Raw genomic sequence first — 21,191 nt, forward strand, 5'->3', positions numbered from 1 at the left:
GTGTCAGGAACAACAGTAGGAACCATCGCGGAAAGGAAGGTTCCGCAATAGGGAGCCGATGCGTTAGGCGTTCGCGAAGACGTCGCAGAGGACCGCGCGGTGGGTCGGGCGGGCGGCGGCGTGGCGGCCGAGGCCCTCGTCGGTGATCCAGACGAAGACGCCGCGCCGGTCCATGTCGCAGACCCCGCGGCTGACCAGGCCGGCCTTCTCCAGGCGGGCCACGACGCGGGACAGGGCGCTCTGGCTCAGGTGCACCTCGTCGGCGAGCTCCTGCACGCGGAACTTCCGGCAGTCGGAGGAGACGATGCGATCGAGCACCTCGAACTCGCTGGCGCCGAGATCGTGCTTCTCGCCGAGCTCGCGCTCGAGCGCGCACTGCGCCTTCGCGTGCTTGGCCAGCACATCGTGCCAGGCCCTGACCACGGCCTCCTCGTTCATGACGCGGAGAATACCACCAGGTAAATATCTATGCAACCACATTAAATTCGGTTGCATCTAATGCAGGTGCATGTAGTCTCGGTGTCCATGTCCTCCACTTCTGCTCGTACTGCTGGGTGGGGCGCGCTCGCCGTGCTCTGCGCTGTGATCTTCCTTGACGCTCTTGACGTGTCGATGGTCGGTGTCGCCCTGCCGGCCATCCAGACGGATCTGGGGCTCTCTCCTTCGTCGTTGCAATGGGTGGTCAGCGGCTACGTGCTGGGATACGGCGGTCTTCTGCTTCTCGGGGGCAGGACCGCCGACCTGCTCGGGCGGCGCAGGGTGTTCCTGGTCGCGCTGGGCGTCTTCGCCGTGGCCTCGCTGCTCGGTGGCATCGTCGACGACGGCACATTGCTGATCGTCGCCCGCTTCATCAAGGGCATGAGCGCGGCGTTCACCGCGCCGGCGGCGTTGTCGATCATCACGACGTCCTTTCCCGAGGGGCCCGAGCGCAACAGGGCACTGAGCGTCTTCACCGCCTCGGGGGCCAGCGGGTTCTCCCTCGGCCTGGTGCTGTCCGGCCTGCTGACCGAGCTCGACTGGCGGGCGACGTTCCTGATGCCCGTGCCGGTCGCGATCCTCGCCCTGGTCGCCGCGCTCAAGGTGCTGCCCAAGGGCCACGAGGAGCGGGCCGAGGGCGGCTACGACCTGATCGGCGCGGTCCTGATCACGGCCTCGATGCTGCTGCTGGTGTTCACGGTGGTCCAGGCTCCGGAGGCGGGCTGGCTGTCGGTCCGCACCATCGGCTCGCTGCTGGCCTCCTTCGTCCTGCTCGGCCTGTTCGTCTTCGCCGAGCTGAGGGTCAAGCACCCGCTGGTGCGGCTCGGCCTGCTGCGCTCGGCTCCGATCGTGCGGGCCAACCTGGGCCTGGTCATCCTGTTCGGCTCCTACGTCGGCTTCCAGTTCGTGGCCATGCAGTACTTCCAGAACCTGCTGCACTGGTCGGCGATGCAGACCGCGCTCGCGTTCCTGCCCGCCGGTCTGCTCGTGGCGCTGACCTCCACCAAGATGGGTGACTTCGCCGACAGGTTCGGCACGGCCAAGCTCATCGTCATCGGCTCGGCCGCGCTGGCCGGCGGCTACGCCGTCTTCCTCGGGATCGACGAGAGCCCGAGCCTGGGCGGCCTGGTCATCCCCGGCATGGTGCTGCTGGGCATCGCCTTCGCGCTGTCCTTCCCGTCGCTCAACATCCAGGCGACCAACGGCGTGCACGACGACGAGCAGGGCCTTGCCTCCGGCCTGCTCAACACCTCGGGCCAGGTCGGCGGCGCGGTCGTGCTGGCCGTGGTCACGGCGGTGCTGACCTCCGGCTCGGCCGGCGGCATCACGATCGAGTCGCTCAAGACCTCGATCATCGTGCCGCTGATCCTGGCGGTGGTGGGCCTGCTGATCTCGGCCACGGGGCTGAGCTTCCGCCGGGCGCCCGCCGTCGAGGCCGACGAGGTCAAGGTCTACGAGACGGTCTGAGACGGTCCGCCCGTCCCGGCCGACAACGGCCTCCCCGCCGCGCGGGGAGGCCGTTCTCGTCATGTCATGAGCAGGCGCGCCTGCCGCCACAGGTCGTCCAGGACCGCGGGGTCGTTGGAGATCTTGGCGAAGAGCACCATGCCCTCCAGCTGGGCGACCAGCGCCCTGGCCGTGGCGCGCTCGGCGCCCGGCCCGAGCGCGCCGTGCACCAGGTCGACCTGCTCGTCGAAGATCTGCTCGAGCCTGGCCCTGACGACCTCGTCCTGGTTGCTCAGCTCCAGCGCCAGGTTGGCCAGCAGGCAGCCGTTGATGACGCCGCTGGTCTCCTTGGAGCGTCGCTGGGCCTCGGTCTGGTCGCGGAAGAGCTGTTCCAGCCCCGCGCCGGCGAGCGTGTCCACCCAGTCGGCCCGCTGCCTGCGCCAGTGCTCGTCGATCACCTCGAGCGTGAGCGCCTGCTTCGACTCGAAGAAGTGGTAGAAGCTGCCCTTCCTGACGTCGGCCTTCGCGCAGATCTCCGCGACGCCGATGCTGCCGTAGCCACGGCTGTGGATCAGCTCGCAGGCGGCGTCGAGAAGGCGCTCGCGGGCGTTGCTCTGTCGTCCCATGCGAGGAGCATACTTGAAAAATAGTTGACCGGTCGTCTACTGTGACCGCATGATCAAGGTTGCGATCGCGTATCACAGTGGCTCCGGCCACACCGCCCGCCAGGCCCGCGCAGTGGCGGCGGGCGTCGGCTCCGTTCCCGGCGCCACGGCCGACCTCCTGGAGGTGGCCGCCATGGACGACGGCCTGTGGCAGGCGCTGGCCGAGGCCGACGCCATCGTGTTCGGCTCGCCCACCTACATGGGCAGCCAGTCGGCGGCCTTCCAGGCCTTCGCGGAGGCCAGCTCCAAGGTCTGGGCCGAGATGGGCTGGCGGGACAAGGTCGGCGCGGCGTTCACCAACTCCGCCGGCGTCAACGGCGACAAGCTGCACACCCTGACGTCGATGGCGCTCCTGGCCGCCCAGCACGGCATGCACTGGGTGACGCTCGGGCTGCCGCCCGGCTGGCTCTACAGCTCGGCCGGTTCCCCCGAGGACCTCAACCGCCTCGGCGCCTTCATCGGCGCGATGGCCCAGTCCCCCTCCGACCTCGGCCCCGACGCGGCCCCGCTGGAGTCCGACCTGCGCACCGCCGAGCACCTCGGCCGCAGGGTGGCCACCACGGCCCTCCAGCTCGCCCACGGCCGGCGCGTTCAGGCGGTGGCGTGACCATGGGACGGTTGGAAGAGCTGCTCGGCCTCGACCACCCCGTCGTCCAGGGCCCGTTCGGCGGCGGCCTGTCGTCGGTGGCGCTGGCGGCCGCCGTCTCCAACGCCGGAGGCCTCGGCTCGTACGGCGGGCACATCCTGCCCCCCGACCGGCTCACCGCCCTCGTCGCCGAACTGAAGGCGGCGACGGACCGGTCCTTCGCCGTCAACCTCTGGGTCCCGCACCCCGAGGAGGAGGGCGCGGTCGCGACCGAGGCCGACGTGGAGCGGCTGCGGCCCTACTACGACGCGCTCGGCCTCACCCCGCCCACCCCGTCGCCCGCCCCCGACTTCACCGAGCAGGCCGCCGCCCTGCTGGACGCCGCCCCACCCGCGATCAGCTTCGTGATGGGCGTCCCGCCCGCCGAGGTGCTGGCCGAGGCCAGGCGCAAGGGCGTCGTGACGATCGGCACCGCCACCACCGTCGACGAGGCCGTCGCGCTGGAGGCGGCGGGGCTCGACGCGATCGTCGCCTCCGGCAGCGACGCGGGCGGCCACAGGGGAGCGTTCCTGCGGCCGGTGCGCGAGTCGCTGGTCGGCACCTTCTCCCTGATCCCGCAGGTGGCCGACAAGGTCTCGGTCCCGGTCATCGCCGCGGGCGGGATCGCCGACCGGCGGGGCGTCGTGGCGGCGCTGGCCCTCGGCGCCGACGCCGTCCAGGTCGGCACCGGCTTCCTCGTCACCGAGGAGTCGGCGGTGGGGGAGGCGCACCTGCGGGCGCTGCTCGGCGACGAGGCCAGGGTGACCGTCCTGACCAGGCTCTTCTCCGGCCGTACGGCACGCACCATCCCCAACACGTTCGTCAGGGAGATGGCCGCCTTCGAGGACGTGGTGCCGCCCTATCCCGCGCAGAACCAGCTCATGCTGCCGATCCGCAGGGCGGGCGGCGCCGAGCACGTCAACCTGTGGTCGGGACAGGCCGCGCCGCTCGTCAGGAGGCACAAGGCCGCCGCGTACCTGTCCGATCTGGCCGGGCTTACCGCGGAGTGAGCCAGGGCATCTAGGAAGTATGCGGTCTTCGCGCGTTGGCGTCCTCGTGGTCGGGCTGGCCGTTCTGGCCGGATGTGGCACGGGCGCGCCGCCCACCGCCTCGGTGGCGCCCAGCGCCGGCCCTTCGGCCTCCACCGCCGCCGCCGGTGACACGTCCTCCGCCACGTCGGCTCCGAGCGCGGCCATGCCCGTGCCCACCGGCACCGCCGACGTCGAGGTGGAGGGCGATCCCGGTGAGGCCGTCCAGGTCAAGGCGGTCAGGTTCGCCGACCACGGATCCCTCGACAGGGTCGTCATCGACCTCGACGGCGACGTCGCCAACTACAGCGTCAGCTGGGTCGACGAACTGGTCCAGGACGGCTCGGGCGAGCCGATCGACGTGAAGGGCGGCGCCTACCTCCAGGTGACGCTCAAGCCCGCCCGCGCCCACACCGACAAGGGCGCGCCGACCTGGACCGGCGGGCCCGTCTTCCAGGCCGGGCTCGGCAACGTGCAGAACGTCGTCAAGACCGGCGACTTCGAGGGCGTGGTCGGCGTGGGCCTGGTGCTCGACCACCGGGCCCCGTTCTCGGTGGCGAAGCTGACCGGCCCCGATCGCCTGGTGATAGACGTGGCACACTGACAGGTGTGGTGAGAAAGATCGAAGGGGCGACCCGCATCCCCGTTCCCGGCGGCAAGGTCATCGACGAGCACATCGGCCGCGTCAACAGCGGCGACGAGGCCGTCTCCATCGCGCACATGACGGCGCCGCCAGGATGGGAGGAGCCCGCGCAGACGCCCGAGTTCACCGAGTACACGGTCGTGCTGCGCGGGACCGTCGTGATCGAGCACGCCGAAGGTGTCACGGAGGTTTCGGCGGGCCAGTCGTTCGTGTCCGAACCGGGGGAGAAGATCCGTTACAGCGTGGGGCCCGACGGCGCCGAGTACGTCGCGGTCTGCCTGCCGGCGTTCTCGCCCGACACCGCCAACCGCGACGAGTAGGGCCCCGGCCACCAGCTCCTCCTGCCCAGCAGCAGCAACGCCGCGGGCAGGATCAGCACGCGCACCACGACCGCGTCCAGCAGGACGGCGACAGCCAGGCTGAAGCCGATCTGCTTCATCTCGGCCAGGTGCAGGAAGACGAAGCTGGCGAACACCGTCACCATCACGACCGCCGCGCTCGTCACGACGCTCGCCGAGCGGGCGACGCCGTCGATGACCGCCTCCCTGGTCGTCAGGCCCCGCTCGACAGCCTCCTTGATCCTGCTGACGACGAACACCTGGTAGTCCATCGACAGCCCGAACAGGATGACCAGCAGGAACAGCGGCACCCGCGAGCCGACGGTGTGGAAGACCAGCGCGAGCACGCCCATGGAGGCGGACGCCGACAGCACGTTCAGCACGACCCCGATCGCCCCGATGACCACCGAGCGGAACACCGCCACCGTCATCACGAAGGTCACCACCAGCAGCGCCCCGCCGACCAGCGGCAGCTTGGCGTTCTGGTGGGCGAGGTAGTCGACGTCGCGGGCGATGTCCCCTGACACGTGCGCCTCGACGCCCTGGACGCCGCCGAGCGTCGCGGGCACGTGGACGCTCCTGAGGCGGTCGAGCGAGCGCGTCGCCTCGGCCGAACTGAGCCGGTACGGCGCGGCCAGGTCGAGCACCGCGACCGTGCCGTCCTCCGACGCGCGGGGCACGGGCTTCCCGGTGAACAGCGGGTCGTGCTGCGCCCGCCGTCCCAGCTCGCGAAGGGCGGCCGCCATCTCCTCCCGCCGGCCGGGTGCCGCCTTGGCCACGACCTGGTGGCGGATCCGCAGGTCGGGGAAGGCCGTCGTCAGCCGGTCGTAGGTCTGCAGGGCGGGGATCTCGCGCGAGTGGCTGTCCTTGTTGAGCACCCGCTGCTCCATGCCGAGGAGCGGCAGGGACAGCACCACCATGACCAGCGTGGAGACGGCCAGCGTGATCCCTGGACGCCTGGCGGCGGGTGTGAGGAGGGCGTTCCACAACCGCCCTTCACGCACCTTCCTCGTCCGCCCCCCGCTCCGCCGCCCGATGAGCACCAGCAGGGCGGGCAGCGCGGTCAGCGAGCTGACCACGGCGGCGAGGACGACCACGATCGTGCCGGTGGCCAGCGAGGAGAAGACCACGTCGGCGGCGAGGTAGAGGGTCGCGCTCGAGACGATCACCGCGATGCCCGAGACGACGATCATCCTGCCAGAGGTGGCGGCGGCCAGCTCGACCAGCGCCTCCGAACTGAGGCTGCCGCCCGCCTTCGCCCGCTCCTCGCGCTCGCGCTTGAGGTAGAACAGGGTGTAGTCGACGCCGACGGCCATGCCGATCAGCAGGATGACGTTGGTGCCCACACCCGCGTCCGGCGAGAGATGCGAGACCAGCATCGACAGGCCGACGGCTGCGGCGATCGACGAGAGCGCCAGCAGGAGCGGCACTCCCGCCATGACCACCGAGCCGAACACCACCAGCAGCGTGACCAGCGTGACGGGGAAGGTGATCGCCTCCGAAAGCGCCAGGTCCGCGCCGCGCTGCTGATCCACGCCCTTGCCGATGGAGGCCGTGCCGGTCTGCTCGACGCGCAGCGCAGGATGGGCCTGCCGCACCGCCTCTGTCTGGGCGATGAGGGCGGCGACCTTGGCCTTGCCGTCCAGCTCGGCGCCCTTCATGGCGACCGAGACCAGGAGCGCCGCGCCGTCCGCCGACCTGACCGGCCTGGCGACGTCCTCGACCTCGGGCAGCGCCGCCATCCTGGCGGTGAGCTCGCGGGCGGCCGCGTCCGCCTCCTTGGCGGGGCCGGAGATCAGCACCCGCTCGACGGGTCTGTTCTCCAGGCCCGCGGCCTCGGCGATCGACTCGGCGCGGCCTGCCTCGCCGACGCGGTAGTCGGCGCTCGTGGCGGTCCTCGTGCCGACGGCCGAGCCGAGGGCCAGGCAGAGCGCCACGAACAGGAACCAGCAGCCGATCGCCCGCCACGGATGCGTGGCGCTCCACATCGCCGCTCTGACGGTCGGCGGTTTGCGTTCGAGCAGCATGAGCTGCTCTCCTTTCCTTGGAGGTTCGTGCGCGTTGAAGGCACGCCATAGCGGCGTGGGTCGCGCGACTTCCTGAACCGGGGCGGCGAGCGGCAACTCGCCGCCCCGGGCTTGTCCTGCGTCAGTCGACGCTGCGCAGGAGCTGTTCCACGGCGGCCACCCGGTCGGTCAGCTCGGCCAGCCTGGCGTTGGTCTGGTCGGCCAGCTCCCGGTAGCGCTGTTCGGCGGCCGTCTCGGCGCGCTGCCGTACGAGCCTGAAGTAGAACCCCAGGCTGCCCAGGGCGACCGCGCCGAGGGTCACCATGACCATGCCGGGGATGATGATTTCCTTCAAGCGGTCGGTCCTTCCTGGTCATCGGCTTGCAGCACGTCGAGGATCGTCCCCGCCGTCAGGTGGATGTCGAAGGGGAGCAGCCGGTAAAGCTTCATGGCCTTGCCGTCCAGGGACAGCTCCAGTTCCCCTGCGACCAGCCCGGCCTTCTCCATGCGTTCCAGGTGCATGTAGAGCAGCGGGCGCGAGATGCCCAGGCGCCTGGCCAGCTCGCTGACATGCACCCTGCCCTCTGCCAGCTCGGCCACGACCCGCAGGCGCAGCGGGTGGCCCACGGCGGCCAGCACCGCCAGCAGCTCTTCACTGGTCAGCGCCATCTCCTTTCACCTGTAAGAAAAGACTGACATGTGGAAGTGTGGCCGTCAAATGCCGGATGGGGAGCGATAGGATGACGAGATGAGCCAGCGACCCAGCCTTGCCGAGATCCGCCGGGCCCCGAAGGTGCTCCTGCACGACCACCTCGACGGTGGCCTGCGGGCGGAGACCATCGTCGATCTGGCCCGCGAGTCGGGCTACGACCGGCTGCCCACCACCGACCCTGACAACCTCAGGCAGTGGTTCGAGGAGGCCGCCGACTCCGGTTCGCTGGTGCGCTACCTGGAGACCTTCGACCACACGGTCGGGGTCATGCAGACCCGCGAGTCGCTGGTCAGGGTGGCCGCCGAGTGCGCCGAGGACCTGGCGGCCGACGGCGTCGTCTACGCCGAGGTGCGCTACGCGCCCGAGCAGCACACCACCACGGGGCTCAGTCTCGACCAGGTCGTGGAGGCGGTGCTCGAAGGCTTCCGGCAGGTGCCCGGCATCAAGGTCGGCACCCTGCTGACCGCGATGCGCCACCAGGCGCGCTCGATGGAGATCGCCGAGCTCGCCGTCCGCTACCGCGACGTCGGCGTGGTGGGCTTCGACATCGCCGGCGCCGAGGCCGGCTACCCGCCCACCCGGCACCTCGACGCGTTCGAATACCTCCAGCGGGAGAACGCTCACTTCACCATTCACGCCGGCGAGGCGTTCGGCCTGCCGTCGATCTGGCAGGCCATCCAGTGGTGCGGCGCTGACCGGCTCGGCCACGGCGTGCGGATCATCGACGACATCTCGGTGGCCGGCGACGGCACCGCCAAGCTCGGCCGGCTGGCCGCCTACGTCCGCGACAAGCGCATCCCGCTGGAGATGTGCCCGACCTCCAACCTGCAGACGGGGGCCGCCGCCTCGATCGCCGAGCACCCGATCGGGCTGCTGCGCAGCCTCCACTTCCGGGTGACGGTCAACACCGACAACCGGCTGATGAGCTCCACCACGGTCTCCCAGGAGTTCGCCAAGCTGGTCGAGGCGTTCGGCTACGGCTGGGACGACCTGCAGTGGTTCACGGTCAACGCGATGAAGTCGGCCTTCCTGCCCTTCGACGAGCGGCTCTCGCTCATCAACGGCGTCATCAAGCCGGGGTTCGCGCAGCTCAAGTGGCAGGCATGAAACAGACCTACCGCTCGGCGACCGCCTTCGTCCTCGGCTGGATCTGGCTGGCGTTCGTGGCGTTCAACGCCGTCGACCTGATCGTCCGCTACAGCGGCAAGTCGTCACTCGTGGCGGCGGCGGTGCTGGGCGTGCTGACCGCCGTCGTCTACGTCACGGCGTTGCGTCCCGCCACGATCCTCGTGGAGGACGGGCTGCGGGTGCGCAACCCGCTGCGCACCACGTTCCTGCCGTGGCCGGCCATCGACGACGTGCACGTCTCCCACACCATCAGCATCACCCACGGCGACGACGTGCTGCGCGCGTGGACACCGCAGGCCTCGGCGAGGGAGCGGGCCAAGGCCGGTCGCCGCGGCGCCCCCCGCCGGCAGCGCGGGCGCTTCCAGACCGAGCCCGTCCTGTCCAAGGGGGAGCAGGCCGCCCAGCAGGCCATGGCGGGCCGGACGCACGCCGACTGGGTGGCCGAGCAGATCACCGAGCGCGCCGAGAGCGCCAAGCGGCGCGGCGCGGCGCCCGGCCAGGTCCGCGCGGTCTGGGCGCCCGACGCGCTCGCGGCCTGCGCGGCCGCGCTGGTCCTGGTCGTGGTCGCCATCCTGCTCTGACCGCCGCGGGTTGACCTGACGTCGCGGGCTGACCGGACGTCGCGGGTTGACCCTGACACGGTGTGAGGCCCTACACCTGGAGCAGCCATGTTCAGCATCGGAGACTTCGCCAGGCTCGGCCTCGTGTCGGTGCGGATGCTGCGCCACTACGACGCCATCGGCCTGCTACGCCCCGCGCACGTCGACCCGGTCACCGGCTACCGCTCCTACCAGGCCGGGCAGCTGGCCAGGCTCAACCGCGTCGTCGCGCTCAAGGATCTCGGCTTCACCCTGGAGCAGGTGGGCTCGATCCTCGACGACAGGGTGAGCACCGAGGAACTGCACGGCATGGTACGGCTGCGCCGCGCCCAGCTGGCGGCGCAGATCAGCGCCGACCTGGCCAGGCTGCGCGGGGTGGAGGCGAGGCTCCGCGCCATCGAGAAGGAGGGCGCCATGAGCGCCGACGACGTCGTGGTCAAGAAGGTGGCGCCGGTCAGGGTGGCGCAGCTCAGCGCGCGGGCGGCCAGTTACGACACCGAGGACATCGGCCCCGTCATCAAGCCGCTCTACCGGCAGATCCGCGAACGCCTCGGTGCGGTCGGCGTGCCGATGCAGGGGCCCGGCATCGCCTACTACCTGGCCGAGGAGGACGGCTCGGTGACGGTGCACGCGACGTTCCCCGTCAACCTCGACGCGGGCGAGGTCCACGACTTCGAGGTCGTGGACCTGCCCGGCATCGAGACGGTCGCGACCATCATCCACCGGGGGCCGATGGAGAACGTCGGCCCGACCTTCCAGACGCTCGCCCACTGGATCGAGGAGAACGGCTACCAGGCGCTCGGCCTGGCCCGCGAGGTCTCCCTGCACTGCCCGCCCGACATGGACGAGTGGGTGCACGAGCTGCAGATGGAGATCGCGAAGACCTGACGCCTCACAGCGCCAGGACCGAGCGCAGGTCCGCCTTGAGCGTCTCCAGGTCCGCCGCCGCCTCGGCGCGGGCGTCGGCGACCTCGCCCGTCACGGGGACGACGACCTCCAGGTAGCACTTGAGCTTCGGCTCGGTGCCCGAGGGCCGCACGACCACCCGGGCGTCCCCCGCCAGGTGGTAACGCAGGCCGTCGGTCGGCGGCAGCCCGCCCTCGCCCGCCGCCAGGTCGTCCCACGACTCCACGGTCCTGCCGCCCAGCGTCGCCGGCGGTGTCGCGCGCAACCGTGCCATGGCGCCGCCGATGAGCGCCAGGTCCGCCACGCGGAAGGACAGCTGCGACGTGGCGTGCAGGCCGTACCGCCTGGCCTGCTCGTCGAGCAGGTCGAGCAGCGTGCGCCCGGCGCGCTTGGCCGTGGCGGCGATGCCGGCGACGGTGAGCGCGGCGCCGATCCCGTCCTTGTCGTGGACGGGCAGGCCGTGCTCGCCGCCGACGCTGTGGCCGAGCGCCTCCTCGTAGCCGTAGACCAGCCCCTCACCAGCCCGCATGATCCACTTGAACCCGGTGAGCGTCTCGGCGTACCGCACGCCGTGGGCGTGGGCGATCTTGCCGAGCAGCGTCGAGGACACGATCGTGGTGGCCACCAGCCGGTCGCCGCGGGTGTGCGTGATCACGTGCTCGCCGAGCAGCGCGCCCACCTCGTCGCCCGTCAGCATCCTGAACCCGCCGCCGGCGAGCGGCACGCCCACCGCGCAGCGGTCGGCGTCGGGGTCGTTGGCCAGCACCAGGTCGGCCTCGATCTTCGCGGCCAGATCCAGCGCGAGGTCCATCGCGCCGGGCTCCTCCGGGTTGGGGAAGGCCACGGTGGGGAAGTCAGGGTCGGGGTCGCGCTGCTCGGCGACCGTCGCAGGCTCGTCGAAGCCGGTCCCGCGGAAGGCGCTGACAAGCGTCCGGTGGCCCACCCCGTGCATCGGCGTGTACGCGACGCGCAGGTCACGCGCCTCGCCCAGCGGCAGCTCGGCGAGCGCCGCCAGATAGGCCTCGACGACGGTCGCGTCGAGCACCTCGCCCTCGCCGAGCGGCAAGGAGCCGACGGGGGCGGCCGCGTCGATCGCGGCCGAGATCCAGCCGTCCACCGGTGGGACGATCTGCGACCCGTCACCCCAGTAGACCTTGTAGCCGTTGTCGCGGGGCGGGTTGTGGCTCGCCGTGACCGTCACACCCGCGTCGGCGCCCAGATGCCGTACGGCGAAGGCGAGCACGGGCGTGGGCAGCGGCTCGGGCAGCAACGAGGCGCGCAGCCCGGCGCCCGCCAGCACGGCAGCGGTGTCCCTGGCGAAGACGTCGGACTTGTGGCGGGCGTCGTAGCCGATGACCACGTGCTTGCCGGGGCCGAGCACGGCGGCCAGGCCGGCCGCGGCGCGCATCACGGTGACGCGGTTCATCCGGTTCGGGCCGGCGCCGAGCTCGCCGCGCAGGCCGGCCGTACCGAACTCGAGCTTGGCGCCGAAACGGTCGGTGAGCGCCGCGGGATCGTCGAGCAGGCTCTCCAGCTCCGCCCTGGTCTCGGGGTCAGGATCCTGGGCGAGCCAGGCCAGCGCCTGGTCCCTCAGCTTCACAGTTTGTCGACCACCTTGGCCAGCAGCACGCCCATCCGCGCCGCCGTGGCGCGGCCGACCTCGAGGACCTCCTCGTGGTTGAGCGGCTCGCCGACCAGGCCGGCGCCGGGGTTGGTGACCAGCGAGATGCCCAGCACCTCCGCGCCGCCCTCGCGCGCCGCGATGGCCTCCAGGACCGTGGACATGCCGACCATGTCGCCGCCGAGCGTGCGCAGCATCCTGATCTCGGCCGGCGTCTCGTAGGTCGGGCCGCGGAAGGCGACGTAGACGCCCTCCGCCAGCGACGGGTCGACCTCCCGGGCCAGCGTGCGCAGCCGCACGGAGTAGACCTCGGTGAGGTCGATGAAGGTGGCGCCGGTCAGCGGGTTGGCACCGGTCAGGTTGATGTGGTCGCTGATCAGAACCGGGTCGCCGACGTTCTGGGTCTCGGGCCGCAGCCCGCCGGCCGCGTTGGTGAGCACCACCGTGCGCACCCCGGCCGCCAATGCCGTGCGCACGCCGTGGACGACCGGCTCGACGCCGAGGCCCTCGTACAGGTGGGTGCGGCCGAGGAAGATCAGCGCGTGGCGCCCGGAGGGGGTGCGCACGACGCGGATCTTCCCGGCGTGGCCGGCCACGGCGGGCGGGGCGAAGCCCGGCAGGTCGGTCACCGGCAGCTCGACGAGCGTGTCGCCGATCGCGTCCGCGGCGGGCACCCAGCCCGATCCCATCACGAGCGCCACGTCGAAAACGTCGAGCCCGGTGGCCTTCCTCAGCGCGGCGGCGGCCTCCTGGGCGTGCACATAGGTCATCTCAGTAGTTTAGGAGGAGCCGGTCAAGCACCCGCACTCCGAACTGGAGCGACTCAACCGGGACACGCTCATCCACACCGTGGAACATCGCCGCGAAGTCCATGTCCTTCGGCAGACGCAGCGGAACGAACCCGAACCCGCGCACCCCCAGGTCGGCGAAGAAGGTCTTGTTGTCGGTGCCGCCCGACATGCAGTACGGCACCGCCCGCGCGGTCGGGTCCTCCGCCTTCAGCGCCGCGATCATCGCCTCGACCAGCGCGCCGTCGAACGTCGTCTCCAGCGCGATGTCGTGCTGCACGAACTCGCGGCGCACGTTCGGGCCGAGCAGCTCGTCGACGGTCTTGAAGAAGTCGTCCTCGTAGCCGGGCAGGAAGCGACCGTCCACGACCGCGCTCGCCTGGCCGGGGATGACGTTGGCCTTGTAGCCCGCCCCCAGCATCGTCGGGTTGGTCGTGTGGTGCAGCGTCGCGCCGACGAAGCGGACCAGCGGGCCCAGCCTGTCCAGGACGGGACCCGGGTCCTCGGGGTCGAACGGCAGGCCGAACGCCTCGGACACCTCGGTCAGGAACCGCCGCACGGTCGGGGTGAGCGTGATCGGCCACTCGTGGCCGCCCAGCCGCGCCACCGCCTTGGCCACCTCGGTCACCGCGTTGTCGGCGTTGAGCATGGAGCCGTGGCCGGCCGTGCCGTCGGCGACCAGCCGCATCCAGGCCAGGCCCTTCTGCGCCGTCTCGATGAGGTAGAGCCGCAGCGACGGGTCGACCTCCAGCGAGTAGCCGCCCACCTCGCTGATCGACTCGGTCACGCCGTCGAACAGGTCCCGGTGGTTGGCGGTGAGGTACTTGGCGCCGTAGACACCGCCCGCCTCCTCGTCGGCCACCCACGCGAAGACCAGGTCACGCCTGGGCCGCCGGCCCTCGCGGACCATCTGGCGCAGGACGGCCAGCATCATCGCGTCCATGTCCTTCATGTCGACCGCGCCGCGGCCCCAGATGTAGCCGTCGCGGACCTCGCCGGCGAACGGGTCGACGCTCCAGTCGGCGGCGTTGGCCGGCACCACGTCCAGGTGCCCGTGGACCAGCAGGGCGGGCAGGGACGGGTCGGTGCCCTCGATCCTGGTGACCACGTTGCCCCGGCCGGGAGCGCTCTCGCTGTAGTGGGCCTCGACGCCGACCTCGGCCAGCCGGGCCATGACGACCTCGGCGGCGGCGCGCTCGCCGGGTCCGCTCCCGTCGCCGTAGTTGCTGCTGTCCACGCGGATCAGCTCGGCGGTCAGCTCGGCGACTTCCAGTTCGGCGGGGGTCATGAGTACTCCAGGCTCTTGCGCAGGAATCCGCGCTTGTAGGCGCGGGTGATGAGGGTGACGTTGACGTCGGTGACGTCGTCCAACGGGCCGACGACCTCCGTCAGGAACCGGTAGAGGTCGGCCTCGTGAGCGACCGCCACCTGGACGAGCATGGTGTAGGTGCCCGAGGTGGCCGCGCAGTAACGGACCCCGGGGTCGCCGGTGAGCCGCTCACCGACCTGGTCGAGGCCGTGCGGGCGGACCCGCAGCCACAGCTGCGCCTCGACGTCCAGGCCCAGCAGCGAGGGCTCGACCTCCGCTCGCAGCATCAGCAGCCGCCGCTCCAGCAGCGAGGCGACCCGGCGCCGGGCGGTCGGCACCGAGACGCCCAGCTCGTCGGCGATCGCGGTGAACCCGATCCGGCCGTCGCTGACCAGCAGCTCGGCCACCTCGCTCTCCAGCGGGGACAGCCCGTCGTGGTCGGGCAGCTCCACCGGCGGCGACGGGGGACGCAGCAGCGCCACCTCCTGCTCGGTGAGGTACGGCGCGTGCCACTCGGCCACCGTGCGGAAGGTGTGCAGCACCACCTGCGTCTGGGTGCCCGCGACGCCGTCGATGCCGTGCACCTCGACGTTGAGGATCTCGTGCAGCGCGGTCCTGCTGGGGGCGACGAGCTCGGCGCCGATGTCGGCCGCGCCGGTCACCGAGTAGACCGAACGCGTGTCGGGCCTGCTCGCCAGGGCGTCGGCGACCGCGGCCGCGGTGCCGGGCCGTACCTGGACGTGCAGGTGGACCGGACGGCCGTGGCCGGAGCGCAGGTCGTCGTAGATCGCGGTGACCTGTACCGCGCCCTCGGCGATCAGCCGTTGGAGCCGCCGGGCGACCGTGCGCTCGTGTTCGCCCACCGCCCTGCCGATCTCACCCCACGACGCGCGCGGGCTGACCTGCAGCGCGGCGACCAGGCGCCGGTCGAGAACGTCCACCTCGGGCTGTCTCCATGTCGGGTTTGTAAATATGTGGCGAGATATTTGACTGTTTCGGTCGTCCGGATGCACAGTAAGCCATCCCCGCACGCGAAGCAAAGGAGCCCCAGTGGCAACCCCCTCCCTTGAGCATTCGCCACTCGGCATCCCCCGAAGCCGCGGCCGCCAGCTCCTGGCGGCCAACGTCGGCAACGTGGTCGAGTGGTACGACTGGTACGCCTACAGCTTCCTGGCCGTGTACTTCTCCGAGCAGGTCTTCCCCAAGAACGACAACCCTCTCGTCCCCGTGCTGAGCGCGTTCGCGATCTTCGCTGTGGGCTTCTTCATGCGACCGCTCGGCGGCCTGCTGGTCGGCTCCTTCGCTGACAGGTTCGGCCGCAAGGCCGCGATGACGTTCACGATCGTGCTCATGGGCGCCGGCTCGCTCCTGCTGGCCGTCACCCCGACCTACACGGCCGCGGGCGTGCTGGCGCCGATCATCCTGACCCTCGCCAGGCTCATCCAGGGCCTGTCGGTCGGCGGCGAGTTCGCCGCCGCCACGACGTTCCTGGTCGAGTCGGCCCCTCCGGGCCGCAGAGGCCTGTTCTCCAGCTTCCAGTACGTCAGCACCACCATCGGCCAGCTCCTCGCCTCCGGCCTGGCCGCCCTGCTGGCGACCATGCTGGTCAAGGAGGACATGGACGCCTACGGCTGGCGCATCCCGTTCCTCATCGGCGCCGTCATCAGCCTGGTCGGCCTGTGGATCCGCAAGGGCGCCGACGAGACCTCCGCCGTGGCGCAGGAGATCCAGGAGGGCAGGGCCGAACGGCCCAAGCTCTTCGAGTTCCTGACCCGCTACCCGAGCAAGGCCGCCCTGATCGTCGGCATCACCGTGGCCGGCACCGTCGCCTACTACACCTGGACCACCTTCCTGCCCACCTACGCCCAGCAGAACGTCGGCTTCGACAAGGCCATGTCCCTGCAGGTCGGCACGATCTCGCTGCTGTTCTTCATGGTGCTGCAGCCCGTGCTCGGCATGCTGTCGGACCGGATCGGCCGCAGGCCGATGCTCATCGCCTTCGGCCTGGCCTTCACCCTGCTGCCGGTGCCGCTGCTCAGCGCGCTGTCGAACTCCTTCGCCAGCCTGCTGACCATCCAGCTCATCGGCATGGTCTTCCTCGGCTGCTTCACCTCGATCTCGGCCGCGGTGAACTCCGAGCTCTTCCCGACACGCGTGCGGGCCTCGGGTGCGGGCTTCCCGTACTCGCTGACCGTCGCCATCTTCGGCGGTACGGCGCCGCTGATCGGCACCGCGCTGAAGGACGCCGGCAACTCGGCACTGTTCCCCTGGTACATGTCGGCCCTGGCGTTGGTGTCGACCCTGGTCTACGTCTTCGCGCTGAAGGAGACCAAGGACCAGCCGCTGTCCTAGCTAGCCGCCCAGCGACGTGCAGGGCCTGCCGCGCAGGTCCTTCACGTAGTCGTCGGGGGCGCCTGCCTTCTCCGCCGCGTCGGCCAGGATGCCGAGGTAGCGGGCGGAGGGCAGGCCGCCCTCGTAGCTGTCGAGGACGTAGAACCAGGCGACGACCTCACCGTCGAGCGTCTGCACCCGCAGCCGCACCTTGTGGTAGAGGCCGCCGGCGGCGCCCTCCCACTGGTCGAGGGAGTTCTCGTCCCACTCGGGCACGTCGTAGAGGACGACGAAGACGTGCTCCTCGGGATCTTCCACGATCGTGGAGAGCGCGCCCTCCCAGCCGATGTCCTCCCCGCCGAACGTCAGGCGCCAGCCCTGCAACCAGCCGACGCCGCGCATCGGTGAGTGGGGGGCGCGCACGGCCATCTGCTTCGGGTCCATGTTGGAGCCATAGGCGGCGTAGACAGGCACAGCCACCAAGGGTAGCCCCGTTCGTCGGCGGGTTGCGAGATGCGGGACAATAGGACACGTGACAAGGATCGTGATCATCGGTGGCGGACCAGGTGGCTACGAAGCGGCCCTCGTGGCCGCGCAACTCGGCGCACAAGTCACGATGGTCGAAGAGGACGGCCCCGGCGGCGCGTGCGTGCTGACCGACTGCGTGCCGTCCAAGACCCTGATCGCGACCTCGGTCCGCAAGCAGGCGCTGCTCGACGCGCCGTCCCTGGGCGTCCACTACAGCGGCGGCTCCGACGGTGACGTCGGGGCGGCCGAAGTCGACATGCCGCTGGTCAACAAGCGGGTCAAGGAGCTGGCGCAGGCGCAGTCGGCCGACATCGGGACACGGGTCGCCGCCGAGGGCGTCGAGATCGTCAAGGCTCGCGGGCGCCTGGTCGACCCGCAGGTCGTGCGCGCGGGTGACCGTACGATCAGGGCCGACGTGGTGATCGTGGCGACGGGCGCCACCCCCCGCATCCTGCCGGGCGCCGAGCCCGACGGCGAGCGCATCCTCACCTGGCGGCAGCTCTACGACCTCGACGAGATGCCCGAGCACCTCATCGTGGTCGGCTCCGGTGTCACGGGGGCCGAGTTCGCCGGTGCCTACCGCTCGCTCGGCTCCGAGGTCACGCTGGTCTCCTCCCGCGACCGCATGATGCCCAACGAGGACGCCGACGCGGCCGAGGCCCTCGAAGAGGTCTACCGGCGGCGCGGCATGAACGTCATGGGCCGCTCCCGCGCCGCGTCCGTCAAGCGCACCGCCGACGGCGTCGTGGTCACGCTGGAGGACGGGCGCACCGCCGAGGGCACCCACGCGCTGATGACGGTCGGCATGGTCCCCAACACCTCAGGACTCGGGCTCGAGGAGGCGGGCGTGACCCTCGACCGGGGCGGGTTCATCCAGGTCGACAAGGTGTCGCGGACCTCCGCTCCCGGCGTGTACGCCGCGGGCGACTGCACGGGCGTGCTCATGCTGGCCTCCGTCGCGGCCATGCAGGGCCGCATCGCCGTCTGGCACGCGCTCGGCGAGGCGGTGCAGCCGCTGCGGCTGGCGACCGTCGCCTCCAACATCTTCACCGACCCCGAGATCGCCTCCGTCGGCGTGTCGCAGAAGCAGATCGAGGCGGGGGAGATCGAGGCCAACGTCGTCAAGCTGCCGCTGTCGACCAACGCCCGGGCGAAGATGCAGGGCTTCAACGACGGCTTCGTCAAGCTCTTCTGCCGCCCGCACACCGGGATCGTGCTCGGCGGCGTCGTGGTGGCGCCCAGGGCCTCCGAGCTGATCCTCGCGGTGTCCGTCGCGGTGCAGCAGCGGCTCACGGTCGACCAGCTCGCCCACACCTTCGCGGTCTACCCGTCGCTGTCCGGGTCGATCACCGAGGCGGCGCGCAGGCTGATGCAGCCGACCGCCGCGATCGGCATCTGACACCCGGGCCGTCCGGCGGGCGTCCGGCGAGCGGGTGTGGTCAGGCGCGGTAGGCGCGCGGGCGCCGGGCGGCGCTCGCCCAGAGGGTGAGGGTGACGGCCAGCCCGAGAGAGCCGACGACCACCAGCACGAGCCCGACGGAGATCCTGGGCCCCGCCTGCGGCTGCGATTCGACGTCCAGGCGCATGGCGCTCTGCTCCTCGGGGGTCGGCGACGGCGTCGCCGTGGAGTAGCCCTTCACGCCCTCGGGAAGTGTCTTCGGCCTGCCGGTGGCGCCCGTCAGGTCGAGGTCGTCGGCGAAGGTGAAGTCGGCGTCCTGGACGTTGGCGCCGCGCAGGACGGCCCCGTCCATCTCGGCGGAGCTGAAACGCGCCTCGCGCAGGTCGGCGTCGCGGAAGACGGCGTTCGGCGCCTCGATCGAGATGAGCTCGGCCTCGTGCAGCTTCGCCTTCGTGAAGTCCGCCTTGCGGGCGTTGGCCTGACCGAGCTTGGCGTCGGCGAGGTCGGCGCCGACCAGCTTGGCCAGCGTGAGGTTCGACTGGCCGAGCACGGCCCTGGTGAGCCTGGCGCCGCTCAGGTTCGCTCGCGGGAACTGCGCCTGGGTGGCGCCCACGTCCACGAGGATCGCGTTCCGCAGGTCGGCGTAGTCGGCGTGCATCTGACCCAGGTCGGCCTCGCTCAGGTCGGCCTCCCTGAAGTCGGTGTACTTGGCGGTGACCTGGGTGAAGTCGGCCTGCTTCAGCGAGGCCCGCCGCAGGATCGCCCCCGTCAGGTCCTTCTGGGCGAGGTCGACGCCGTCGAGCTTGGCGCGCGTCAGGTCGGCGCAGCGCAGCGTCGAGGGCAGCGCGCGGCCCTTGGTGAAGTCGGCTCCGCGCAGGTTCACCCGGTCGCCGGGACGGCACGGCCCCGCCTGGGCGAGCGCGGGAGCAGCCGGCGCCAGCGCGAGAACGGGCACCGGAGCCACGGCGGTGCATAAGGCGAGGGCGATCAGACGGCACGGCAGAGCCACGGCGGTGCGCGGGGCGAGGGCGATCAGACGGCGCAACAGGGCCTCCTAGACACTGGCCCCGAGGTCTGCCAGGCGGGTGGTTTTGCCCCTACTTTACAAAGCGGACCCCCGTCCGCGCGCGGCGAGCCCGGCCGTGCACGCGAAAGCCCCCGGTGACGTTCACCGGGGGCCTTCGCTGTCAGATCAGGAGGCGGAGCCTGTCACCAGTCGCCGCCGCCGAAGTCGCCACCACCGAAGTCGCCGCCGCCGAAGTCACTCCAGCCGCCGCCGCCGAAGTCGCCGCCGCCGCCGAAGTCACCTCCGCCACCGAAGTCGCCGCCGCTCGCGTCGGAGTAGCCCTCGGCGTAGCCGGCGCCGTAGCCGCCGTAACCCCAGCCGCCGCCGAGCAGGCTGCCCATCATGGTGCCGACGAACATCATGGTCATGATGTCGCCGAAACCGCCGTAGTAGCCGTAGGCGTAGGGCTGGTAGGCGGGACCCGCGTCGTAGTACGGCCGGTACTGGCCGTTGACCATGACCTGGCGGGTCTGCGGGTCGTAGCCGCTCTCCACCGCCATGGCGTCGGCCGCGCAGGCGGGCACGTCGCGCGGGGCGCCGCCGGGCGGGGCCCAGCGCACGTCGCGCACCGAGGGGCCGTGCTGCGGGTTGAAGAAACAGGGCGCCCGCCGCTCGGGCACGGGCTGGTTGTTGACCTTGGCCTTCACCACGGCCAGCGCGTAGCGGCCGTCCTCGAGCGTCGTGGTGACGTCGCGGACCTGCTCGGCCTGCGTCACCGCGGCGAGCTGCGTCTTGGCCTTCTCGTAGGAGTCGAGGGCGGTCTGCCACTCGGTGATGTTCTGGCCGCCCTGGCCGGCGAGCTTGACGTCGGTGTCGAGCACGGTGATCTCCTCACCGAACTTGGTGACGTCCTCCTCGACGGTCGTCTTGACCGCGGCCAGCTCGGCGGCGCGCTGCGCGGCGAGCTTCTTCTTGCGGTTCTTGGAGTACAGGAAGTAGCCGCCACCGCCGGCGAGAGCCAGCACGCCGATGCCGATCAGCGCGCCCGTGCCCGAACCGCCGGAGCCGGCGGAGCTGCCCGAGTCGAGAGCGGAGGACTTGCCCTGAGCGGCCGCGTTGACGCGGTTGACGAAGTCGCTCATGCCGGTGACGACGTCGTCGTTGCTGCTCGTCGAGAGGTTGGCGAGCTGGCCGGCCAGCCCGCGCTTACCGAAGTTGGCCGCGGCGAGCAGCGAGTTGCCGTCGAGCACCGCGACCGCGTACTTGCCCGTCTTGCCCGCGGACTTCAGCCCGTTGCCGAGGGCGGGAAGGTAGGCGGCGGGGTCGGTGACGGTGCCGTCGGGGAAGGCAGCCACGTAGACGGGCGTGCCGGCGTCCTTCAGCGTGGAGCGGATCTCCGCCTGCTGGTCCGACGTCAGGGTGGCGCCGGAGCCGACGTACAGCCGGTCCTTCTGGTTCTTCCAGTAGGAAACCACCGTGTCGGCGTCGGGTGGAGCCGCGGCGTGCGCGGCGGGCGAAAACGCGAAGACAGCGAACAGACCGGCGATCAGAGCCGCGATCGCGGCCGTCGTCCGGCGCAGCGGATGGGTCATGGGCAGCAAGCCTCCTTCGTCCTTCAGGACGAATGAGCGGTTGG

Annotated in this window: 22 protein-coding genes; 10 read left to right on the forward strand and 12 right to left on the reverse strand. The window is 71.1% G+C overall.

Annotated elements, in window-relative coordinates; genetic code table 11:
• Window positions 1-63: 63 nt before the first annotated feature.
• Complete coding sequence (locus tag ACWENQ_RS30780) at window positions 64-438, reverse strand: MarR family winged helix-turn-helix transcriptional regulator (protein WP_449920112.1); 375 nt, start codon at window positions 436-438, stop codon at window positions 64-66.
• Window positions 439-582: 144 nt separating this feature from the next.
• Between ACWENQ_RS30780 and ACWENQ_RS30785 the strand changes: the two genes are divergently transcribed.
• Window positions 583-1,944 carry an MFS transporter gene (locus ACWENQ_RS30785; RefSeq protein WP_452417321.1) on the forward strand — a complete coding sequence of 454 codons (1,362 nt, stop codon included), beginning with the start codon at window positions 583-585 and terminating at the stop codon, window positions 1,942-1,944.
• A 59-nt stretch (window positions 1,945-2,003) separates the two neighbouring features.
• On the opposite strand, the gene ACWENQ_RS30790 is transcribed toward ACWENQ_RS30785, so the two are convergent.
• Window positions 2,004-2,549 carry a TetR/AcrR family transcriptional regulator gene (locus tag ACWENQ_RS30790; RefSeq protein WP_449920117.1) on the reverse strand — a complete coding sequence of 182 codons (546 nt, stop codon included), beginning with the start codon at window positions 2,547-2,549 and terminating at the stop codon, window positions 2,004-2,006.
• Between the two features lie 49 nt (window positions 2,550-2,598).
• On the opposite strand from ACWENQ_RS30790, the gene ACWENQ_RS30795 reads away from it, so the two are divergent.
• The 4 genes from ACWENQ_RS30795 to ACWENQ_RS30810 are packed head-to-tail and all read left to right on the forward strand — an operon-like array spanning window position 2,599 to window position 5,204.
• Complete coding sequence (locus ACWENQ_RS30795; RefSeq protein WP_452417323.1) at window positions 2,599-3,195, forward strand: flavodoxin family protein; 597 nt, start codon at window positions 2,599-2,601, stop codon at window positions 3,193-3,195.
• A 2-nt stretch (window positions 3,196-3,197) separates the two neighbouring features.
• Complete coding sequence (locus ACWENQ_RS30800; protein WP_452417324.1) at window positions 3,198-4,223, forward strand: NAD(P)H-dependent flavin oxidoreductase; 1,026 nt, start codon at window positions 3,198-3,200, stop codon at window positions 4,221-4,223.
• Between the two features lie 19 nt (window positions 4,224-4,242).
• Window positions 4,243-4,845, forward strand: coding sequence for an AMIN-like domain-containing (lipo)protein (locus tag ACWENQ_RS30805; RefSeq protein ID WP_449920125.1), 603 nt, complete (start codon window positions 4,243-4,245; stop codon window positions 4,843-4,845).
• A 5-nt stretch (window positions 4,846-4,850) separates the two neighbouring features.
• A complete protein-coding gene (locus ACWENQ_RS30810; RefSeq protein WP_379570950.1) occupies window positions 4,851-5,204 on the forward strand; it encodes a cupin domain-containing protein in 354 nt (117 codons plus the stop codon).
• On the opposite strand, the gene ACWENQ_RS30815 is transcribed toward ACWENQ_RS30810, so the two are convergent.
• From ACWENQ_RS30815 to ACWENQ_RS30825, 3 genes are all read right to left on the reverse strand, one after another.
• Window positions 5,120-7,249, reverse strand: a complete 2,130-nt coding sequence (locus ACWENQ_RS30815; RefSeq protein WP_449920129.1) for an MMPL family transporter — start codon at window positions 7,247-7,249, stop codon at window positions 5,120-5,122. The two genes, ACWENQ_RS30810 and ACWENQ_RS30815, sit on opposite strands and share 85 nt — an antisense overlap.
• Window positions 7,250-7,370: 121 nt before the next feature.
• Window positions 7,371-7,583: a hypothetical protein gene (locus ACWENQ_RS30820; RefSeq protein WP_449920131.1), complete on the reverse strand. Its 213-nt coding sequence runs from the start codon at window positions 7,581-7,583 to the stop codon at window positions 7,371-7,373.
• Window positions 7,580-7,897: an ArsR/SmtB family transcription factor gene (locus tag ACWENQ_RS30825; protein ID WP_449920134.1), complete on the reverse strand. Its 318-nt coding sequence runs from the start codon at window positions 7,895-7,897 to the stop codon at window positions 7,580-7,582. Before ACWENQ_RS30825 ends, ACWENQ_RS30820 begins: the two co-directional genes overlap by 4 nt.
• A gap of 79 nt (window positions 7,898-7,976) precedes the next feature.
• On the opposite strand from ACWENQ_RS30825, the gene ACWENQ_RS30830 reads away from it, so the two are divergent.
• The 3 genes from ACWENQ_RS30830 (at window position 7,977) to ACWENQ_RS30840 (ending at window position 10,555) form a co-directional block, all read left to right on the forward strand.
• A complete protein-coding gene (locus ACWENQ_RS30830) occupies window positions 7,977-9,047 on the forward strand; it encodes an adenosine deaminase (RefSeq protein WP_354906200.1) in 1,071 nt (356 codons plus the stop codon).
• Window positions 9,044-9,649, forward strand: a complete 606-nt coding sequence (locus tag ACWENQ_RS30835) for a PH domain-containing protein (RefSeq protein WP_354906198.1) — start codon at window positions 9,044-9,046, stop codon at window positions 9,647-9,649. Before ACWENQ_RS30830 ends, ACWENQ_RS30835 begins: the two co-directional genes overlap by 4 nt.
• Before the next feature lie 87 nt (window positions 9,650-9,736).
• Complete coding sequence (locus tag ACWENQ_RS30840; RefSeq protein WP_452417325.1) at window positions 9,737-10,555, forward strand: MerR family transcriptional regulator; 819 nt, start codon at window positions 9,737-9,739, stop codon at window positions 10,553-10,555.
• A gap of 4 nt (window positions 10,556-10,559) precedes the next feature.
• On the opposite strand, the gene ACWENQ_RS30845 is transcribed toward ACWENQ_RS30840, so the two are convergent.
• The 4 genes from ACWENQ_RS30845 to ACWENQ_RS30860 are packed head-to-tail and all read right to left on the reverse strand — an operon-like array spanning window position 10,560 to window position 15,232.
• The gene (locus tag ACWENQ_RS30845; protein WP_452417327.1) at window positions 10,560-12,173 is read right to left on the reverse strand and encodes a phospho-sugar mutase; all 1,614 of its coding nucleotides are present in this window, start codon (window positions 12,171-12,173) and stop codon (window positions 10,560-10,562) included.
• Entirely contained in the window at window positions 12,170-12,964 is a 795-nt protein-coding gene (locus ACWENQ_RS30850; RefSeq protein ID WP_354906193.1) for a purine-nucleoside phosphorylase, read from the reverse strand. Before ACWENQ_RS30850 ends, ACWENQ_RS30845 begins: the two co-directional genes overlap by 4 nt.
• A 1-nt stretch (window position 12,965) precedes the next feature.
• On the reverse strand, window positions 12,966-14,270 hold the full coding sequence (locus ACWENQ_RS30855) for a M20/M25/M40 family metallo-hydrolase (protein ID WP_449920143.1): 1,305 nt from the start codon (window positions 14,268-14,270) through the stop codon (window positions 12,966-12,968).
• Complete coding sequence (locus ACWENQ_RS30860; RefSeq protein WP_354906190.1) at window positions 14,267-15,232, reverse strand: Lrp/AsnC family transcriptional regulator; 966 nt, start codon at window positions 15,230-15,232, stop codon at window positions 14,267-14,269. The genes ACWENQ_RS30855 and ACWENQ_RS30860 overlap by 4 nt, the downstream gene beginning before the upstream one ends.
• 109 nt (window positions 15,233-15,341) lie before the next feature.
• Between ACWENQ_RS30860 and ACWENQ_RS30865 the strand changes: the two genes are divergently transcribed.
• Window positions 15,342-16,643, forward strand: a complete 1,302-nt coding sequence (locus ACWENQ_RS30865) for an MFS transporter (protein WP_449920146.1) — start codon at window positions 15,342-15,344, stop codon at window positions 16,641-16,643.
• Here the strand turns inward: ACWENQ_RS30865 and ACWENQ_RS30870 are convergent, their stop codons facing one another.
• The gene (locus ACWENQ_RS30870; RefSeq protein WP_354906187.1) at window positions 16,644-17,096 is read right to left on the reverse strand and encodes a gamma-glutamylcyclotransferase; all 453 of its coding nucleotides are present in this window, start codon (window positions 17,094-17,096) and stop codon (window positions 16,644-16,646) included.
• A gap of 58 nt (window positions 17,097-17,154) precedes the next feature.
• On the opposite strand from ACWENQ_RS30870, the gene ACWENQ_RS30875 reads away from it, so the two are divergent.
• A complete protein-coding gene (locus tag ACWENQ_RS30875) occupies window positions 17,155-18,549 on the forward strand; it encodes an NAD(P)H-quinone dehydrogenase (RefSeq protein WP_452417328.1) in 1,395 nt (464 codons plus the stop codon).
• A 40-nt stretch (window positions 18,550-18,589) separates the two neighbouring features.
• Here ACWENQ_RS30875 and ACWENQ_RS30880 read toward each other — a convergent pair whose 3' ends face one another.
• Entirely contained in the window at window positions 18,590-19,594 is a 1,005-nt protein-coding gene (locus ACWENQ_RS30880) for a pentapeptide repeat-containing protein (protein WP_452417330.1), read from the reverse strand.
• A gap of 164 nt (window positions 19,595-19,758) precedes the next feature.
• Complete coding sequence (locus ACWENQ_RS30885) at window positions 19,759-21,147, reverse strand: hypothetical protein (RefSeq protein WP_452417332.1); 1,389 nt, start codon at window positions 21,145-21,147, stop codon at window positions 19,759-19,761.
• Window positions 21,148-21,191: the final 44 nt, after the last annotated feature.

The sequence above is a fragment of the Nonomuraea sp. NPDC004354 genome (assembly GCF_053602555.1).